Genomic DNA, 16,093 nt, shown 5'->3' with positions numbered 1-16,093 from the left:
AGCCAATGGTGGAAGGATAAAGCGTCTTCCACCCTACGCATCAGGCCCGTAGGGTGCGACAACGCGCAGCTTGTCCACCATGCATCCAGATGCGTCAGTCAGCGGTGGAAGGATAAAGCGTTTTCCACCCTAGGCATCAGGCCCGTAGGGTGCGACAACGCACAGAAAAACGGGGCATTGATTAACTCAATGCCCCGTTTTCGTATGCGAGTTCGGCTAGCTGTGTTCCAGGGCGTTGACCAGGTCGTGGAAGGCTTCACGGTTGGAGTCATTCAGGCCCATGAGAATCCGGTGGGCCTCAAGCACCTTGGCCTTGACCACCTCTTCGGTCTGATCCTGGGAAGGCAGATCATCCAGGGCTTCAGGACAGGGAACCGGCCGGTCGACGATATTGAACACCTGATCAAAACCCATCGACTGCAAGAGTCGAGTGATATCAGCGTGGGTCGTAACAACCGTTGGTAGCAAACCGACTTTTTGCCGCGACAAAATAGACAACTTTGCCAGCAAGCCCAGCGTGGTGCTGTCGATGCTACGCGTTTCGGTAAGGTCGATAACGATCGCAGAGAAATTCAACGAGGTGAAGATTTTCTCGATCGTGTAGTCGAGTGCTGAACACAGGGTCAGGCGTACTTCACCTATGAACTTGAGGACAAATGTTCCGTCCTGCTCAGCAAATTGGATGCGGCCGGGGCCTATCCCAGGGTTCATGCAAGATTCCTGCTTAACACAAGCAATGCAATATCATCCGGCATCTCCGCCAAGTTGGCCAGTCCCAACACATCCCGCAGACCTTCAAGGGTACCGCCCGCCTTTGCAACAAGCTGCGGAAGCACCGTTTCTTTATCTTTGAGAGTGTCGCCTGGCAACAAGTCGAGAACACCATCGGACAACAACGTCAGACTGAAGCTTTTCGGCAGTTGCATAGTTTGATCACTGTACTCTGCCTCTTCAAACAAACCAACCGGCAGACCGCGACCTTCGATGTAATTGGCCTGACCTTCGCTAAAAATCACTGGCAGCGGCAAATGCCCGCCAATGCTGTAGATCAGGGTGTCCGTTTCTTCATCAATGACCCCGCCAAGCATGGTCACATGCTTGCCCAGCTTGCAGTTGATCAAGCCACGGTTGATATGCCCAAGCACCTCGGATGGCTTGAACTCAGGCAGGCGCCCGGCGCGCTTCGATTCATAGAGCAGGCGCGTAGTCATGAACTTGAGCAGCACTGTGACGAAAGCCGATGAAGCGCCATGCCCGGACACATCCGCCAGATAAAAGGCAATTCGCCGGTCATCCACGCGAAAGTAATCAACAAAGTCACCCGACAGGTACAAGGATGGGATTATCTGGTGCGCAAAGTGCACACCGTTACTTTCCCAGGGTGTTTCAGGCAGCATGTTCATCTGCACCTGACGCCCCGCATTCTGGTCTTCTTGCAACAGGTGCAAGCTGGCCTCGAGCTGTTCGGCGTAGTGCTTGTTTTCCAGGCGCAACCTGACACGGTCAAGGGCTCGATTGACCGAATGCTCAAGCACGGCAAGGTCTTCAAGGGGCTTGATCAGGTAGTCGGCAGCACCGAGACGCAGGGCCTCGACCACATCGGTCATCACGCCAGCGCCGGAGACGACGATGATTGGCGTCTCGGAGCCCAGGGCATTAATACGTCGAATGAGCTCCAGGCCATCAACCTGGGGCATGCGCAGATCACAAATCACCAAATCTGGATGTTTCTGCTCGAAGACTTCCAACCCCTGCAGTCCATTCGAGGCCTGCAAGACAATAAAGCCGCTGTCTTCAAGGTAAGCCGCAAGACTGGCGCGGACCACTTGGTCATCATCAATGATCAGCAGTGTAGAACTGGTTTTCTGCATGGGGTATCCAGGCAAACTGCGTCGCGGTGGCTTGACCTATACGTCAAAGCAAAACCGGTACGCGCGCACTCGGTTCGGATTAAGGCGCAGACGGTACTCCCATCCGTACCTTGATTCAAGCACCCCCGAGCGGCAACAAGTGACTTTACACCCTAAACACGCGGGGGCTATAAACCCTAGGTACAAGTCCCAATGACAAGAGAATAGCCCGTATGAGCCAAAGCAATCACGATTACAGTGAAAAACGCGAATACATTCGGATGCAGGTAGAAACCCCCGCCACGCTGCACCATGCTGGCCAGGCCATCCCGGCACTCTGTCGCGACCTCTCTGCCACGGGGATGCAGCTGGAAGCCGCTTGCAAGCTGCAGGTCGGCGACAAGGTCAAAATCAGTATCGAGTCCGACCATCCACAGCTAAAAGGCCTGACGGCTGAAGCCGAAGTGGTGCGCGTCAACAACCACGAAGACGGCAAGCAGATCATCGGCGTGAATGTATTGTCGATGCGCTGATCAGCACGCAAAATATTTTCAAAACGTAAAAAACGTAAAAAACGCAAAAGGCGCCTTAGAGGCGCCTTTTTATTGGGCTGCAGCCATGGCTCAGCCGTTTTTAAAAATCGTCTTCAACCACACCGTCGTTGATCTTGAACTCACGATTCTGCAAGTAGGCGTTGCGCACAAATGTATAGCGATCGCCAACAATCAGGCGCTCGGCCGGGAACAGGCTCGCACGGGTGTCGACCAGGTTCACGCCATAGACAACATTCCGCGTTGGCACGTGATCAATGAACAAACCGGTTGCCAGCAAACCATCCGGCACACGGGCGACGGCGTCACGTACGGTACTTGGGCCAAACAGCGGCAGCACCAGGTAAGGACCACTGCCAACACCCCAGACGGCCAGGGTCTGGCCGACGTCTTCATCGTTACGTTGCAGGCCCATGCGCGTAGCTACATCGACAAAGCCCAGCAAACCAAGGGTGGTGTTGAAAATAAAACGGCTGGTATCGACACCCGCATCATGAATCTTGCCTTGCAGCAGGTTGTTGGTCAGGTTGCCAACTTCACCGATGTTGTTAAAGAAGTTATGCACGCCATCTTCTAAAAACTGCGGGGTAACCGCCTGATAGCCTTTGGCCAATGGTTTCAAGGTGTAGGTATCAACGGTGTCATTGATGTTAAACATCACACGGTTATAACCAATCCAGGGGTCATCCTCTTCCGAGGCATGCGCTGCAACAGTGAACAGCGCCACGCTCGCGCAGGCAATCCACACACTCAACTGCTCCAACCAGCTCTTTGTGGTCTTTCGCATTAATCGTTCTCCTTGAAAATTAAGCGCCGGTGTCGGGCCTGCCTTATAAAGCCGCGCAGTATAATGCTTAACGTCTATTCGTTGCAGCATAGTGACCTTTGCAGATGACTGAAAACAAGCACCTACTTCACAAGGCATCAATCCCGGTTCGCTGGGGAGACATGGATAGCTACGGCCATGTCAACAACACCCTGTACTTGCAATACCTGGAAGAGGCCAGGGTCGCCTGGTTCGAATGCGCCGGTATCAGCCTCAACAGCGGCACCATCGCACCTGTGGTATTGCAAACACTGCACACCTACCTGAAACCGGTCACCCACCCTGCCACAGTCAAGATCGAGCTGTTTTTAGGCGCAATAGGCCGCAGCAGCCTGGTGCTGGAGCATCGCTTGACGACCCTTGAAGCCCCTGAGATCACATACGGCGAAGGCCACTGCAAGCTGGTCTGGGTCGACCATGGGCATAATACTTCCGTGCCCCTGCCCGAGCACTTGCGCAACCAACTCAGCGCGCTGAGCGCTGGCGCGGCGACTTAATACTGTCATATAGCGTTCATCCCCTCGTCACCTTGGCTGTTTAGACTCTGGACTAGACCATTTCAAGGACGACGGAATGAACGCGCCAGCGACTCCCCCTCAATTCACAGCGGTTTTATTCGGCCTGAGCGGTTGCCTGGTCGATTTTGGTGCCCGCGCACAATCAGCCAGCCTTGGCTCGGGCACGGACACCAGCACTGATTTAGCCAGCCATGCCGAACTGGCCCCTGGCGCCCATGAACTGCTCAATGACCTGCACCAGCACAAAGTGCCCTGCGCCTGGCTTGATGAATTGCCCGATCAGGCCTGCACCCAACTGAGCAGCCAACTGCCCCAGTGGATCAAGGCCGGTAACCGCCCTGCTCGCGCCTGGCCTGCACCCGATGCCTGCTGGCAAGCATTGATGGCCCTGAACGTCAATCGACTCGACGGCTGCGTGCTCATAAGTAGCGAGCCGCGTTTACTCCAGGCGGGCCTCAATGCAGGCCTGTGGACCATCGGCTTGGCGGCCTGCGGGCAACTCTGCGGCAAGGCCCTGGGCGACTGGCAGGCACTTGAAGCCACTGAACGCGAGCAACTGCGCGCCCAGGCGACCCTGGAGCTTTACCGACTTGGCGCCCATGCCGTGACTGATCAACTTACTGAGCTGGGCCCATGCTTGAATGATCTTAATCTTCGTAGGCTCAAGGGAGAACGGCCATGAGCCTGTGCCTGACACAATTTACCAAGCAAATCAGCACCTTGTTCGCCGACCGCGGCAACCTGCCCTATGGCGAAGAGATCAGCCAGACCCAACATGCGCTGCAGTGCGCAACCTTTGCCGAACGCTCAGGCTGTCGCAACAGCTTGATTGTCGCCGCACTGCTGCACGATATCGGTCACTTGCTCCATGACCCTGACAGTGGCCTGGACGAAGACATGCGCCATGAAGAGCGCGGCGCCGAGTTGTTGCGCGCACTATTTGCCGACTCGGTCTGGCAACCCATTCGCCTGCATGTCGCCGCCAAGCGCTATCTATGCGCAGTCGACCCGCAGTATCACGCAGCGTTGTCAGATGCGTCACGCCATAGCCTGCAACTCCAGGGCGGCCCCTTCAATGATCGCGAGATAGAGGCCTTCCTGCGAGCGCCTTATGCACAGGACGCACTGACCTTGCGACGCCTGGACGACATGGGCAAGGACCCGCAGATGAAGACCCCAGACCTCGAGTATTTCTATCCACGCATAGAACAGGCCCTGCTTGCCGCAAACTGAGCACAGGTCTCCAACACCCGTATAAATTGTGACAAAGCTTGATGCCGGACAAGCAAAGCAACGGCGGGTGGATTATGCTCAGGTTAAGGAATCCCTGAAAATACTGCGCCAGGCATGACTGGCGCAGCCCTTGCTGCGGCCCCCAAGGGGTGAACGTCGAGCGCGCCCCGATCGTTTTTCCGCACCTTTGGCAGGAGTTCCCCATTGCCATGGATTTTTCGCGACTGCCTAAGGTCTATTGCTTTAACTATTTGAAAAGGGAGCGTCATATGCCTGCTAGCCGTTTGCAGCAGCAACTCGATGAACTGCGTGCGCAGCTGTCTCAAGACTCGCCACTGAGCGAACAAGAGCGCGCGGAACTCTACGTTCTGTCTCAGGAGATCGAACTGCAACTGGCGCGCGAAGCCGCAGCTGCGCCTGATGCAACCCTTGTTGATGGCGTAAACCTCGCGGTTGAGCGCTTTGAAGTCAGCCACCCGACCCTGGCGGGCACCCTGCGCAATATTGTGCAGAGCCTGGCCAACATGGGCATCTGAACCGAGAAACGTCCAGGGTGCGACAACGCCAAGCCTGTCCACCAGAACCCGGTAAACCACCTGCATATTTACCGTGTTAAATATGCCTGATAAGACGGCGCCACTACCAAGGTCGCTCGCCAGCCCCAAAAAAGCCCAGCATTCGCTGGGCTTTTTGCTTACTGGCGAACCAGTCGGCGATTGTCAGGCTTGATCGGCCCGGTGCTGCGATATGGATTGATATCCAGGCCACCGCGACGCACATAACGCGCATATACAGTCAATGAATCCGGCTTGAGCAGACGCTGGATATCGAGAAAGATCCGCTCGACGCACTGCTCGTGGAAATCGGCATGCTGGCGGAAACTCACCAGGTAAGCCAATAGACTGCCTTGATCCAGGGCCGGGCCACGATACTCGATGACCACTGTGCCCCAGTCCGGCTGTCCGGTGACCGGGCAATTTGATTTGAGCAAATGGCTGTACAGGGTTTCGCTAACCACGCGTTGCGCATCACAACGCAGCAGCTCGGGCTGTGGCTGCTCGTAGTTGCTGATGCTGATGTCGGCATCGTCAATGCACAAGCCCGGCAGCGATGAGACGCCATCGGCGGCCACATCATCAAGGCTGCGCACCTTGACCAAAACCGGTTTGCCGGCAGCGGCGGACAAGTCCTTGCTGATTACCTCGACCAGCTCAGCCGTGCTTGCAAAAACGCTCTGGTTCAACGAGTTGAGGTACAGCTTGAATGACTTTGATTCGATGATGTTCGGGGAGTCAGCCGGGATTGCAAACTCACCAATGGCCACCACCGGCTTACCCGTTGGCAACAGCCAGGAGAGTTCGAAACAGTTCCAGAAATCCACACCTTGGTAAGGCAAGGTGTCGGCGCTCAGGCCCAGCTCGGCCCACTTGGGCGCGCGCGGGATTGGAAACAGCAACGACGGCGTGTAGGTTGCGATGTACTCGCTGGATTTACCCAGCGGCGAATCTTCAGCAGCAGGATGCATATTGATTACCCGTGGAACATGCAGCGGTTAAGACAGCTCGGCGACAACATCAATCAACGCTTGTGCGGGGTTGGCCGCCTGGCTGATTGGCCGGCCAATTACCAGATAGTCCGACCCCGCCGCCATGGCCTGGCTTGGCGTCAGGATACGGCGCTGGTCATCCTGGGCGCTGCCCGCTGGACGGATACCAGGCGTGACCAGTTGCAACTGGGCAAAACGCTGCTTGAGGATTTGCGCCTCCTGGGCCGAGCAGACCAAGCCATCCATGCCCGCCTGTTGTGCCAGACCGGCCAGGCGCAGCACCTGCTCCTGGGGCGTGACATCAAGGCCGATGCCAGCCAGGTCCTGCTGCTCCATGCTGGTCAGCACGGTCACACCAATCAGCAAGGGTTTGGCGCCGTTCAAGCTGTCGAGGGTTTCGCGGCAGGCACTCATCATGCGCAAGCCGCCAGAGCAATGAACGTTGACCATCCACACACCCATTTCAGCGGCGGCCTTGACGGCCATGGCTGTGGTGTTGGGAATATCGTGGAATTTGAGATCGAGGAATACTTCAAAACCTTTATTGCCCAGCGCCGAAACGATTTCTGGACCACAACGGGTGAACAGTTCCTTGCCGACCTTGACCCGGCATAGCTTAGGATCGAGCTGATCAGCCAAGGCTAAAGCGGCATCACGGGTCGGAAAATCCAAAGCAACAATGATTGGAGTCTGGCAGTCGGACATAGTCGGGCTCTCGTGGTCAATTTCGCCGCGCATTGTAGCCGAATTACCGCCTGATTAATCGAACGCCGACGGGCTACCCTGCAACCGGGCTCGCAAACGCACTGCCTCGGGTCGCCGACAATTGACCACCACATGCGACAAGCCCAGCCATGCCGCCATGTTCTGCAATTGCTCTGCCATGGCCACAATGGCGCCATCATCCAGCCCCCCGGCCTCGCTGTGCAGCGCGTGCAAGGCCAGGCAACCCTTGGCGCGCTCGGCACGCAGGTCCAGCCGTGCGCACAGTTGTTCGTTGTGTAGAAACGGCAGCACGTAATAGCCATAGACCCGTTTGTGCTGGGGCGTGTAGATTTCCAGGCGATAGCGAAAATCAAACAGGCGCTCAGTACGCTGGCGCTGCCAAACCAATGAGTCAAACGGCGACAGCAACGCACTTGCCACCACCCTGCGTGGAATTTTCAACTCAGTGCCCGGGTAATAGCCTGGCTTGCTCCAGCCTTGCACGGCGACCTCTGTCAACTGGCCAGACTCAAGCAATTCGCCGATACGTGCCTTGCTGTCACGCGGGTCCAGGCGAAAATAGTCGCGCAGGTCAATCTCGCTGGCAACGCCGAGGGCCTGCGCCGAATGCATCAATAATTGGCGCTGCGCAGTGGCTTCATCCACCTCTGCGTGATTAAGCACAGCAGCAGGCAAAACCCGCTCCGGCAAATCGTATAGACGCTCGAAACCATTGCGCCCGGCGACGGTGACATGCCCGGCAGCGAACAACCATTCCAGCGCATGTTTTTCATCGCTCCAGCCCCACCAGGGTCCTTTTGACTTGTCACCCGCAGCCAGGCTGCCAGCGCCCAACGCTCCGCGCTCCCTGACCGACTGCAAAACCGAATGGATCAAGGGCTGCTGTTCACGGCCAAAGCTGGCCAATTGCTTGTAGATGCCCTCACCCCGCTCCGCACGCTGCATTCGCCAGCGCATCAACGGATAGAACGACAGGGGCATCAAGGAAGCCTCGTGGCCCCAATACTCGAACAATTTACGCTGGCGTCCAGAACTCCAGGCCGCTTGTTCAAGCAGCGCCTGGGAATAATGACCAAGGCGTGAATACAACGGCAGGTAGTGCGAACGCACCAGCGCATTGACCGAATCAATTTGCACAAGGCCCAGGCGCTCGATTGTGGCATTGAGGTGAGCGGCTTTCACTGTTTTAGGTTGCCGTGCATTAAAACCTTGGGCGGCCAACACCAGTCGGCGTGCCTGCTTGAGTGATAGCGATTGGATTTCGGGCATGGGGCTCTCCACGGCTGAGCGCCTTACCCTAGCTGACCAGCGCCTGGCTGAACAGACGCAGCCGTTTTAGAAAGGTGCGCCTGTTCAGGCGGGTCAGTGTCCATCAAGAGCGGTGCTTGAACGGATCGTCCCAGAATGGGCGCTCGACTTCCTGCATGACATCGGCACGACTCAAACCAATGTCTTTAAGTGCCTCATCACCCAATGCCGCCAGTTGCTGACGCTCTTTTGCCAGTTGATTCCAGCGTTTGACCTGCGCCCAGGCGAACTGCGCATAAGCACGAACCGACAAACCTTTTACCGACCATACAGCTGCGATTGCATAACCTTTTTGAGCTTTCATTTTGTCGCCCTCCTTTGGGGATGGCGACAGTCTCCAACTTGCCCTATGATCAATCCAACGAATGTTTCTTATGCAATACATCTCCAGGATTGATCAATGGCCAACTACCCCAGCATCGACAGCGAATTGTTGCGTACCTTCGTCGCCATTGCCGATTACGGCGGTTTTACCCGGGCCGCCGAGGTGGTGAATCGCACCCAGTCGGCGGTGAGCATGCAAATGAAGCGCCTTGAGGATGATGTGATGCAGCGCCCGCTGTTCCAGCGCGATGGTCGTCAACTCAGCCTCACTGCCGAAGGCCATGTATTGCTGGGCTATGCGCGGCGGATTCTCAAACTGCATGGTGAGGTGATGACCACCTTGCGCGAGCCACATATGGTCGGTTCAGTGCGCATTGGCACGCCAGATGACTACGTGATGCGCTTTATGCCCGGGATTCTCTCGCGCTTTGCCCAGGCATACCCGCTGATCCAGGTCGAGCTGCACTGCGAGCCCTCATTCCAGTTGCTGCAACGCCAGGATCTGGACCTGACCATTGTCACCCGCGAGCCGGGCACCGAAATTGGCCAGCTATTGCGCCAGGAACGTATCGTCTGGGCCGAGGCGGAAGGGTTCAATCCCCATGAACAAACGCCGCTGCCCCTGGCAATGTTCAACTCCGAATGTTTTTGCCGCTCATGGGCCTGCAATGCCCTGGACTCGATTGAACGCGAGTACCGCATTGCCTACACCAGCCCAAGCCTGTCAGCCATCATGGCGGTGGTCAGTGCCGGACTCGCTATCACCGCGCAATTGCAGAGCCTGATCACGCCCAACATGCGCATTCTCGGCGAACATGAAGGCCTGCCCGCAATGCCCATGGCCAGTATCGTGTTATTGCGCAATAACAGCCATCACTCCCCAGTAACCGAAACACTGGCCGAGCACATCATCGAAGGCTTTAAACTTTAAACGCAAGTAGCACCGCACAGACCACCAGGAAGCCCGCGAACATGGCCCGCAACACCCGTTCCGGCAGGGCGTGGGCAAGTCTCACCCCCCAGCTGATGCTAAGCAAACCGCCAATGGCCAGCGGCAAGCCCATCATCCAGTCAACGTGCCCGTGCAAACCATAGGTTGCCAGGGTCACAGCGGTGCTGGGCGCAGCAAGCGCCAGCGACAACCCCTGGGCAACAACCTGCGTGGTGCCAAATACACTGGTCAATACCGGTGTGGCCACCACGGCCCCGCCGACACCAAGCAAACCGCCCAGTAAACCTGCTCCACCACCCAGCACGCCCAGCCACGGCCAGGGGTAACGCAATTGAGTACTGCCCGGCACCGGGCGGTAGAACAAGCGCGAAACGTTGTACGCCGCCAGGACCAACAAAAACACAATAAAGCCAACCCGCATGCGTTCTGCATCGATATTGACAGCCCACCCGGCACCGAGCAGCGCAAAACAAAAGCTGCTGACAGCCAGCATCAAGGCATGGCGAATATCGATACGGTTGCGTTGGTGGTAGCGCCAGAGTGCCAATAATACGTTTGGCACAACCATGACCAGGCCTGTGCCCTGGGCCAATTGCTGATCGAGACCGAACAGGATCCCCAGCGCCGGGATAGCGATCAACCCGCCGCCAATACCGAACAAGCCGCCAAGCGAGCCGAGCATGGCACCCAATACAACGTTTATCGCAAAATCAAACAGGCTCATAAATCTCTGCATTCTGGTGAAGATGCTGCGCATGCTATAGCCTTGGAACCACTCTGGAAACGCACAGCAGCGCACAATGGCTATGCATAATTCGCACAAGCGAGCTTGATATGAATCCCGACGCCCTCACCCATCAGCTGGTCATCTTTCTTGACGTGCTCGAAACCGGCAGCTTTTCGGCAGCCGCAAGACGTCACCCACTGACCCCCTCAGCTGTAGCCCGACGCATTGATGCGTTGGAACAGTCGTTGGGCAGTTGCCTGTTCAGCCGCACCACTCACGCAGTACGGGTAACCCCGGCCGGGACCGCCTTCGCCGAACGGGCAAAGCGCATCCTCAATGAACTGAACCTGGCCCGCGCCGAAGCGGTATCACTGAGCAGCGAGCCTGAAGGCCTGATTCGCATTGACGCGCCCTCGCCCTTTGGCCGCCGGCACCTGGCCCCGGCGATTGCCGACTTCCTGCTGGCCTACCCTGGGCTGGATGTGCAGTTGCGCCTGATCGACAGCTTTGTCGACCTCCACGGCGCGCATTTGGGAGAGGTGGATGTGGTATTGCGCATCGGTCCGTTGCAAGACACGCGCCTGGTCGCCACCGCACTGTCGCCCTTGGTGCGGATTGTCTGCGCCAGCCCCGACTACCTTGAGCAGCACGGCGTGCCACGCAAGCCCAGCGAGCTGATTGAACACGACGGCCTCGACTGGGACAGCCTGGCGCCGCCCTACGCCTGGCGCTTCGAACAAGATGGCAAACTTAATATATTCAAGCCCCAACGCATGCGCATGACCGCCAACAATGCTGAGACCTTACTCTTCAGCGCACTATCCGGCCTTGGTATCGCCCACTTGCCAACCTGGTTGATCAGCGAGCATTTGCTGCGTGGCGAACTGGTCCCGCTGTTCTGTGATGGAGGGCTTCCAGCGCCCGAGCCCAGCGGCATCTATGCCCTGCGCCTGGACCGCGAAACCGGCTCGCGAAGCAAGCTGCTGCTGGAGTTCCTGAAATCGCGCTTTGGCCCGGTTCCCCCGTGGGACATCGCCTTGCACAGCAGCTTGAACCACCACTAAGGCAGGTCGATGCCAACGCATCGACCTGCAATTCCGCTAAGCTGCAGCGCCAGCATCTGCCTGTAGACCCGCCGACTCGACAGCGCCAACCGCACATTGCTCGTCAATATCGGAGGTGTCGCCGGTAATTCCGATTGCCCCGAGAATCACACCGCCGCTGCTGCGAATCAGCACCCCACCCGGCGCAGGCACCAGGTTGCCATCCGCCAGATTATTGACCGAGCCGATAAATGCCGGGCGCTGTTGAGCGTCAAGCGCGATGGCTCGCGACCCCTTGCCCAACGCCAGTGCCCCCCAAGCCTTGCCGACTGCAATTTGCGGGCGCAGCAGGCTGGCGCCGTCTTCGCGCTGCAGGCTGATCAAGTGCCCGCCCGCATCCAGCACGGCAACCGTCAGCGGTGCGGTTTTGATTTCGCGGGCGATCGCGAGCGCCCGCTGGCTAATGGTTGAAGCAATGTCCAGGGTCAAGTTGTTCATGGCAAAGCCATCCTTATCAAGAACGAAATAGAAGAAACGCCCTACAAACCCACCAGATCGGTAAGACAATCGAAAATCGTTTTCACTATCGCACCAGATACAAAAAACTCAACACCTAAATACAATTTATTTTACGATTGTATACAACTTATAAGCTTGCTAACTAATCTTGCGAAATCCTGCTTTAAAACGTCCGTTTTAAAAGAGAATCCACTTAAAACCCCTATCTACTCAAAAATAGTTGACCACAAAGTCATGTCATGAATAGAATCAGGCCACAGCAACTTGTATACAATTTAACAATAAAAGAGGCACAAGAAATGGCCAGAATGAGAGCAATCGAGGCCGCCGTACTGGTGATGCGTCGCGAAGGTGTTGACACCGCGTTTGGCATCCCCGGCGCTGCAATCAACCCGCTGTACGCAGCACTGAACAAAGTTGGCGGTATCGACCACGTCCTGGCCCGTCACGTTGAAGGCGCTTCGCACATGGCCGAAGGCTATACCCGCACCAACGCTGGCAATATCGGCGTATGCATTGGTACTTCCGGCCCGGCAGGCACCGACATGGTGACTGGCTTGTACTCAGCCAGCGCTGATTCCATCCCGATCCTGTGCATCACCGGCCAAGCGCCGCGCGCACGTATGCACAAAGAAGATTTCCAAGCTGTTGATATCACCAGCATCGTCAAGCCAGTCACCAAGTGGGCAACCACGGTGATGGAACCTGGCCAGGTGCCGCGTGCTTTCCAGAAAGCTTTCTACGAAATGCGCTCGGGCCGTCCAGGGCCGGTGCTGATCGACCTGCCATTTGACGTGCAGATGGCCGAGATTGAATTTGATATCGACGCTTACGAACCCCTGCCACTGGCCAAGCCTGCCGCTACCCGCGTGCAAGCTGAAAAAGCCCTGGCCATGCTCAATGAGGCGGACCGCCCGCTACTGGTTGCCGGCGGCGGTATTTTCAATGCAGACGCCGCTGACAAACTGGTTGAGTTCGCCGAACTGACTGGCGTGCCTGTTATCCCGACATTGATGGGCTGGGGCTCTATTCCGGACGACCACAAGCTAATGGTTGGCATGGTCGGCCTGCAGACCTCGCACCGCTATGGCAACGCCACCTTGTTGGAGTCCGACCTGGTATTCGGTATCGGCAACCGCTGGGCTAACCGTCATACCGGCACAGTCGAGGTCTATACCGAAGGTCGCAAGTTCATCCACGTTGATATCGAGCCCACCCAAATCGGCCGTGTATTCAACCCGGACCTGGGCATTGTTTCAGATGCGGGCGCGGCACTGGACGCCTTCCTGGCGGTGGCTCGCGAGTGGAAAGCGGCAGGTAAGCTCAAGGATCGCAGCACATGGGTCGATGCCTGCCGTGAGCGCAAGCGCACCCTGCAGCGCAAGACTCACTTTGAAAACGTGCCGGTAAAACCGCAGCGCGTTTACGAGGAAATGAACGAGTTTTTCGGCAAGGACACCTGCTACGTCACCACCATTGGCCTGTCGCAGATTGCGGGCGCGCAGTTCCTGCACGTCTACAAGCCACGCCACTGGATCAACTGTGGCCAGGCCGGTCCGCTCGGCTGGACAGTGCCGGCGGCATTGGGCGTGGCCAAGGCGGACCCAAGCCGCAACATTGTCGCGCTGTCCGGTGACTATGACTTCCAGTTCATGATTGAAGAACTGGCTGTCGGTGCGCAATTCAACCTGCCGTACATCCACGTAGTAGTGAACAACTCCTACCTGGGCCTGATTCGCCAGGCGCAGCGCGGCTTCGAGATGGATTACTGCGTACAGCTGGCGTTCGAGAATATCAACGCCCCTGAACTCAATGGCTACGGCGTCGATCACGTTGCAGTGGTTGAAGGCCTGGGCTGCAAAGCCATTCGCGTATTCGAGCCTGACGACCTGCAAGCTGCATTCGCCAAGGCCAAGGCCCTGATGGAAGAGCACCGCGTGCCGGTTGTGGTTGAAGTGATTCTGGAGCGCGTAACCAATATTTCCATGGGTACCGAGATCAACTCGATCAATGAGTTTGAAGAGCTGGCGGCTCGCGGTGCGGACGCACCGACTGCCATCTCCATGCTCGACTAAAGAACCGCTAATTGCTGATAAAAACCTCCCTCTCCACCGAGAGGGAGCAAAACCAGAGGAGTCATTTATGCCTCGTTTCGCTGCCAACCTGAGCATGCTGTTCACTGAAGTGGATTTCATGGAGCGTTTCGCTGCCGCCGCCGATGCCGGTTTCAGCGGTGTTGAGTATCTGTTTCCGTACGACTTCGCCGCGGGCGACATCAAAGTCGAACTCGACAACAACAAGCTTGAACAAGTGCTGTTCAACCTGCCCGCCGGAGACTGGGCCAAGGGTGAGCGTGGCATCGCCTGCCACCCGGATCGGGTTGAGGAATTCCGCGCGGGTGTAGACACCGCAATTGCTTACGCAAAAGTACTGGGCAACAGCCAGATCAACTGCCTGGCCGGTATTCGTCCGCAAGGTTATGACTGCGCCACTGTCGAGCAGACCTTTGTCGACAACCTCAAGTTTGCCGCCCAAAAGCTGGCTGATGCCGGTATCAAGCTGGTCATGGAAATGATCAACACCCGTGACATCCCAGGCTTCTACCTCAACACCACGGCCCAAGCCCTGGCGATTCGCGACAAAGTCGGCAGCAGCAACCTGTACCTGCAATACGACATCTATCACATGCAGATCATGGAAGGCGATCTGGCCCGCACTGTGAGCGACAACCTTGCTGTGATCAATCACGTACAGCTGGCCGACAACCCGGGCCGCAACGAGCCGGGTACCGGCGAGATCAACTATCGCTTCATGTTCGAACACCTGGACCGCATTGGTTACCAGGGCTGGATTGGCTGTGAATACAAGCCAGCCACCACCACCGCTGCCGGCCTCGGCTGGATGAAGGCGCACAACGCAATCTAAGGAGCACTGTCATGGCTAAAATCGGATTTCTCGGTACTGGCATCATGGGCAAGCCCATGGCCGAAAACCTGCAAAAGGCAGGTCACCAACTGTTTCTTTCTACCCACCACGACGAAGCCCCCGCTGACCTGGTCGCCGCAGGCGCCATCGCCCTGGCCAATCCAAAGGAAGTGGCGCAGGAAGCTGAATTCATCATCGTCATGGTTCCGGATACCCCACATGTTGAAGACGTGCTGTTCCGCAAGGACGGCGTTGCCGATGGCGTAGGCCCGAACAAGGTTGTGATCGACATGAGCTCGATCTCGCCAAGCGCGACCAAGACCTTTGCTGAAAAGATCAAGGCAACCGGCGCCGCTTACCTGGACGCGCCAGTGTCCGGCGGTGAAGTGGGCGCCAAGGCAGCGACCTTGTCGATCATGGTCGGTGGCTGTGAAAAAGCCTTTGAGCGCGTCCTGCCGCTGTTCCAGTCCATGGGTAAGAACATCACCCGCGTTGGCGGTAATGGTGATGGCCAGACCGCTAAAGTCGCCAACCAGATCATCGTTGCGCTGAATATTCAGGCAGTTGGCGAAGCCTTGCTGTTTGCGGCCAAGAACGGCGCGGACCCAGCCAAGGTACGTGAAGCATTGATGGGTGGCTTTGCTGGCTCGAAGATCCTTGAAGTACATGGCGAACGCATGATCAAGGGCACCTTTGATCCGGGTTTCCGCATCAGCCTGCACCAAAAGGACCTCAACCTGGCACTGGCTGGCGCACGCGAACTGGGCCTCAACCTGCCAAACACCGCCAACGCCCAGCAAGTGTTCAGCACCTGCGCGGCAATCGGTGGCAGCAACTGGGACCACTCTGCGCTGATCAAGGGCCTGGAGCACATGGCCAACTTCTCGATCCGCGACAAGTAATGCCCCGCGAAGCTTGTCCGCAGCAATTTGTGGCAAGCCGTATGTTGCTTGGCACAAATGGTGGGTGAAAAAGCCTCACCCGCCTTACGAAAGCGACATCTGCAGCCCTGGATGGGACAAGGTAAAACTTGCCCGCTCAAGGG

The 16,093-nt window shown here is 57.1% G+C and carries 19 protein-coding genes; 10 read left to right on the top strand and 9 right to left on the bottom strand.

All coding sequences use genetic code 11. The features are described from left to right. Positions 1–216: 216 nt before the first annotated feature. Positions 217–699: an anti-sigma factor antagonist RssC gene (gene rssC, locus CHB79_RS16050; RefSeq protein WP_085987581.1), complete on the bottom strand. Its 483-nt coding sequence runs from the start codon at positions 697–699 to the stop codon at positions 217–219. Between the two features lie 8 nt (positions 700–707). Then, entirely contained in the window at positions 708–1,871 is a 1,164-nt protein-coding gene (gene rssB / locus CHB79_RS16045; RefSeq protein ID WP_089360641.1) for a two-component system response regulator RssB, read from the bottom strand. Positions 1,872–2,083: 212 nt separating this feature from the next. Between rssB and CHB79_RS16040 the strand changes: the two genes are divergently transcribed. Then, complete coding sequence (locus tag CHB79_RS16040) at positions 2,084–2,383, top strand: PilZ domain-containing protein (protein ID WP_089360640.1); 300 nt, start codon at positions 2,084–2,086, stop codon at positions 2,381–2,383. A gap of 100 nt (positions 2,384–2,483) precedes the next feature. Here CHB79_RS16040 and CHB79_RS16035 read toward each other — a convergent pair whose 3' ends face one another. After that, positions 2,484–3,188, bottom strand: a complete 705-nt coding sequence (locus tag CHB79_RS16035) for an MlaA family lipoprotein (RefSeq protein WP_010485302.1) — start codon at positions 3,186–3,188, stop codon at positions 2,484–2,486. Between the two features lie 104 nt (positions 3,189–3,292). Here CHB79_RS16035 and CHB79_RS16030 point away from each other — a divergent pair, with 104 nt between their 5' ends. From CHB79_RS16030 to CHB79_RS16010, 4 genes are all read left to right on the top strand, one after another. Then, positions 3,293–3,724 (top strand): acyl-CoA thioesterase, encoded by a 432-nt coding sequence (locus tag CHB79_RS16030; RefSeq protein WP_141133431.1) that lies wholly within the window; start codon positions 3,293–3,295, stop codon positions 3,722–3,724. A 76-nt stretch (positions 3,725–3,800) separates the two neighbouring features. Then, a complete protein-coding gene (pcrP, locus tag CHB79_RS16025; RefSeq protein WP_010485283.1) occupies positions 3,801–4,427 on the top strand; it encodes an HAD superfamily inactivated hydrolase PcrP in 627 nt (208 codons plus the stop codon). Continuing rightward, complete coding sequence (locus tag CHB79_RS16020; protein WP_010485281.1) at positions 4,424–4,978, top strand: phosphonate degradation HD-domain oxygenase; 555 nt, start codon at positions 4,424–4,426, stop codon at positions 4,976–4,978. The genes pcrP and CHB79_RS16020 overlap by 4 nt, the downstream gene beginning before the upstream one ends. 269 nt (positions 4,979–5,247) lie before the next feature. Then, positions 5,248–5,514 (top strand): DUF4404 family protein, encoded by a 267-nt coding sequence (locus CHB79_RS16010; protein WP_010485278.1) that lies wholly within the window; start codon positions 5,248–5,250, stop codon positions 5,512–5,514. A 158-nt stretch (positions 5,515–5,672) separates the two neighbouring features. Here the strand turns inward: CHB79_RS16010 and queF are convergent, their stop codons facing one another. From queF to CHB79_RS15990, 4 genes are all read right to left on the bottom strand, one after another. After that, positions 5,673–6,503 carry an NADPH-dependent 7-cyano-7-deazaguanine reductase QueF gene (gene queF / locus CHB79_RS16005; RefSeq protein WP_089360637.1) on the bottom strand — a complete coding sequence of 277 codons (831 nt, stop codon included), beginning with the start codon at positions 6,501–6,503 and terminating at the stop codon, positions 5,673–5,675. 27 nt (positions 6,504–6,530) lie between these two features. Next, positions 6,531–7,229, bottom strand: coding sequence for an orotidine-5'-phosphate decarboxylase (gene pyrF, locus CHB79_RS16000; protein WP_010485275.1), 699 nt, complete (start codon positions 7,227–7,229; stop codon positions 6,531–6,533). 54 nt (positions 7,230–7,283) lie between these two features. Continuing rightward, positions 7,284–8,519, bottom strand: a complete 1,236-nt coding sequence (locus tag CHB79_RS15995) for a winged helix-turn-helix domain-containing protein (protein WP_089360636.1) — start codon at positions 8,517–8,519, stop codon at positions 7,284–7,286. A 103-nt stretch (positions 8,520–8,622) separates the two neighbouring features. Then, positions 8,623–8,862 (bottom strand): DUF1127 domain-containing protein, encoded by a 240-nt coding sequence (locus tag CHB79_RS15990; RefSeq protein ID WP_089360635.1) that lies wholly within the window; start codon positions 8,860–8,862, stop codon positions 8,623–8,625. Positions 8,863–8,958: 96 nt separating this feature from the next. Here CHB79_RS15990 and CHB79_RS15985 point away from each other — a divergent pair, with 96 nt between their 5' ends. Then, positions 8,959–9,813 carry a LysR substrate-binding domain-containing protein gene (locus CHB79_RS15985; protein ID WP_089360634.1) on the top strand — a complete coding sequence of 285 codons (855 nt, stop codon included), beginning with the start codon at positions 8,959–8,961 and terminating at the stop codon, positions 9,811–9,813. Here CHB79_RS15985 and CHB79_RS15980 read toward each other — a convergent pair. Beyond that, positions 9,803–10,558, bottom strand: coding sequence for a sulfite exporter TauE/SafE family protein (locus CHB79_RS15980; protein WP_010485267.1), 756 nt, complete (start codon positions 10,556–10,558; stop codon positions 9,803–9,805). The two genes, CHB79_RS15985 and CHB79_RS15980, sit on opposite strands and share 11 nt — an antisense overlap. Positions 10,559–10,668: 110 nt before the next feature. Between CHB79_RS15980 and CHB79_RS15975 the strand changes: the two genes are divergently transcribed. Then, positions 10,669–11,625 (top strand): LysR family transcriptional regulator, encoded by a 957-nt coding sequence (locus CHB79_RS15975; RefSeq protein ID WP_010485265.1) that lies wholly within the window; start codon positions 10,669–10,671, stop codon positions 11,623–11,625. A 36-nt stretch (positions 11,626–11,661) separates the two neighbouring features. Here CHB79_RS15975 and CHB79_RS15970 read toward each other — a convergent pair whose 3' ends face one another. Next, the gene (locus CHB79_RS15970) at positions 11,662–12,102 is read right to left on the bottom strand and encodes a GlcG/HbpS family heme-binding protein (RefSeq protein WP_010485263.1); all 441 of its coding nucleotides are present in this window, start codon (positions 12,100–12,102) and stop codon (positions 11,662–11,664) included. A gap of 320 nt (positions 12,103–12,422) precedes the next feature. On the opposite strand from CHB79_RS15970, the gene gcl reads away from it, so the two are divergent. The 3 genes from gcl to CHB79_RS15955 all read left to right on the top strand — a co-directional run bounded on the left by gcl (position 12,423) and on the right by CHB79_RS15955 (position 15,950). Continuing rightward, the gene (gcl, locus tag CHB79_RS15965; protein ID WP_089360633.1) at positions 12,423–14,198 is read left to right on the top strand and encodes a glyoxylate carboligase; all 1,776 of its coding nucleotides are present in this window, start codon (positions 12,423–12,425) and stop codon (positions 14,196–14,198) included. A gap of 67 nt (positions 14,199–14,265) precedes the next feature. After that, positions 14,266–15,048: a hydroxypyruvate isomerase gene (gene hyi, locus CHB79_RS15960; protein WP_089360632.1), complete on the top strand. Its 783-nt coding sequence runs from the start codon at positions 14,266–14,268 to the stop codon at positions 15,046–15,048. A gap of 11 nt (positions 15,049–15,059) precedes the next feature. Next, positions 15,060–15,950: a 2-hydroxy-3-oxopropionate reductase gene (locus CHB79_RS15955; protein WP_010485257.1), complete on the top strand. Its 891-nt coding sequence runs from the start codon at positions 15,060–15,062 to the stop codon at positions 15,948–15,950. The last annotated feature ends 143 nt before the right edge of the window (positions 15,951–16,093 follow it).

This window comes from Pseudomonas segetis, from assembly GCF_900188155.1.
In the GTDB taxonomy this organism is placed as follows: Bacteria; Pseudomonadota; Gammaproteobacteria; order Pseudomonadales; family Pseudomonadaceae; genus Aquipseudomonas; species Aquipseudomonas segetis.
The sequence above is the reverse complement of the archived record's forward strand: the minus strand, read 5'-3'. Positions and strand labels throughout refer to the sequence as shown.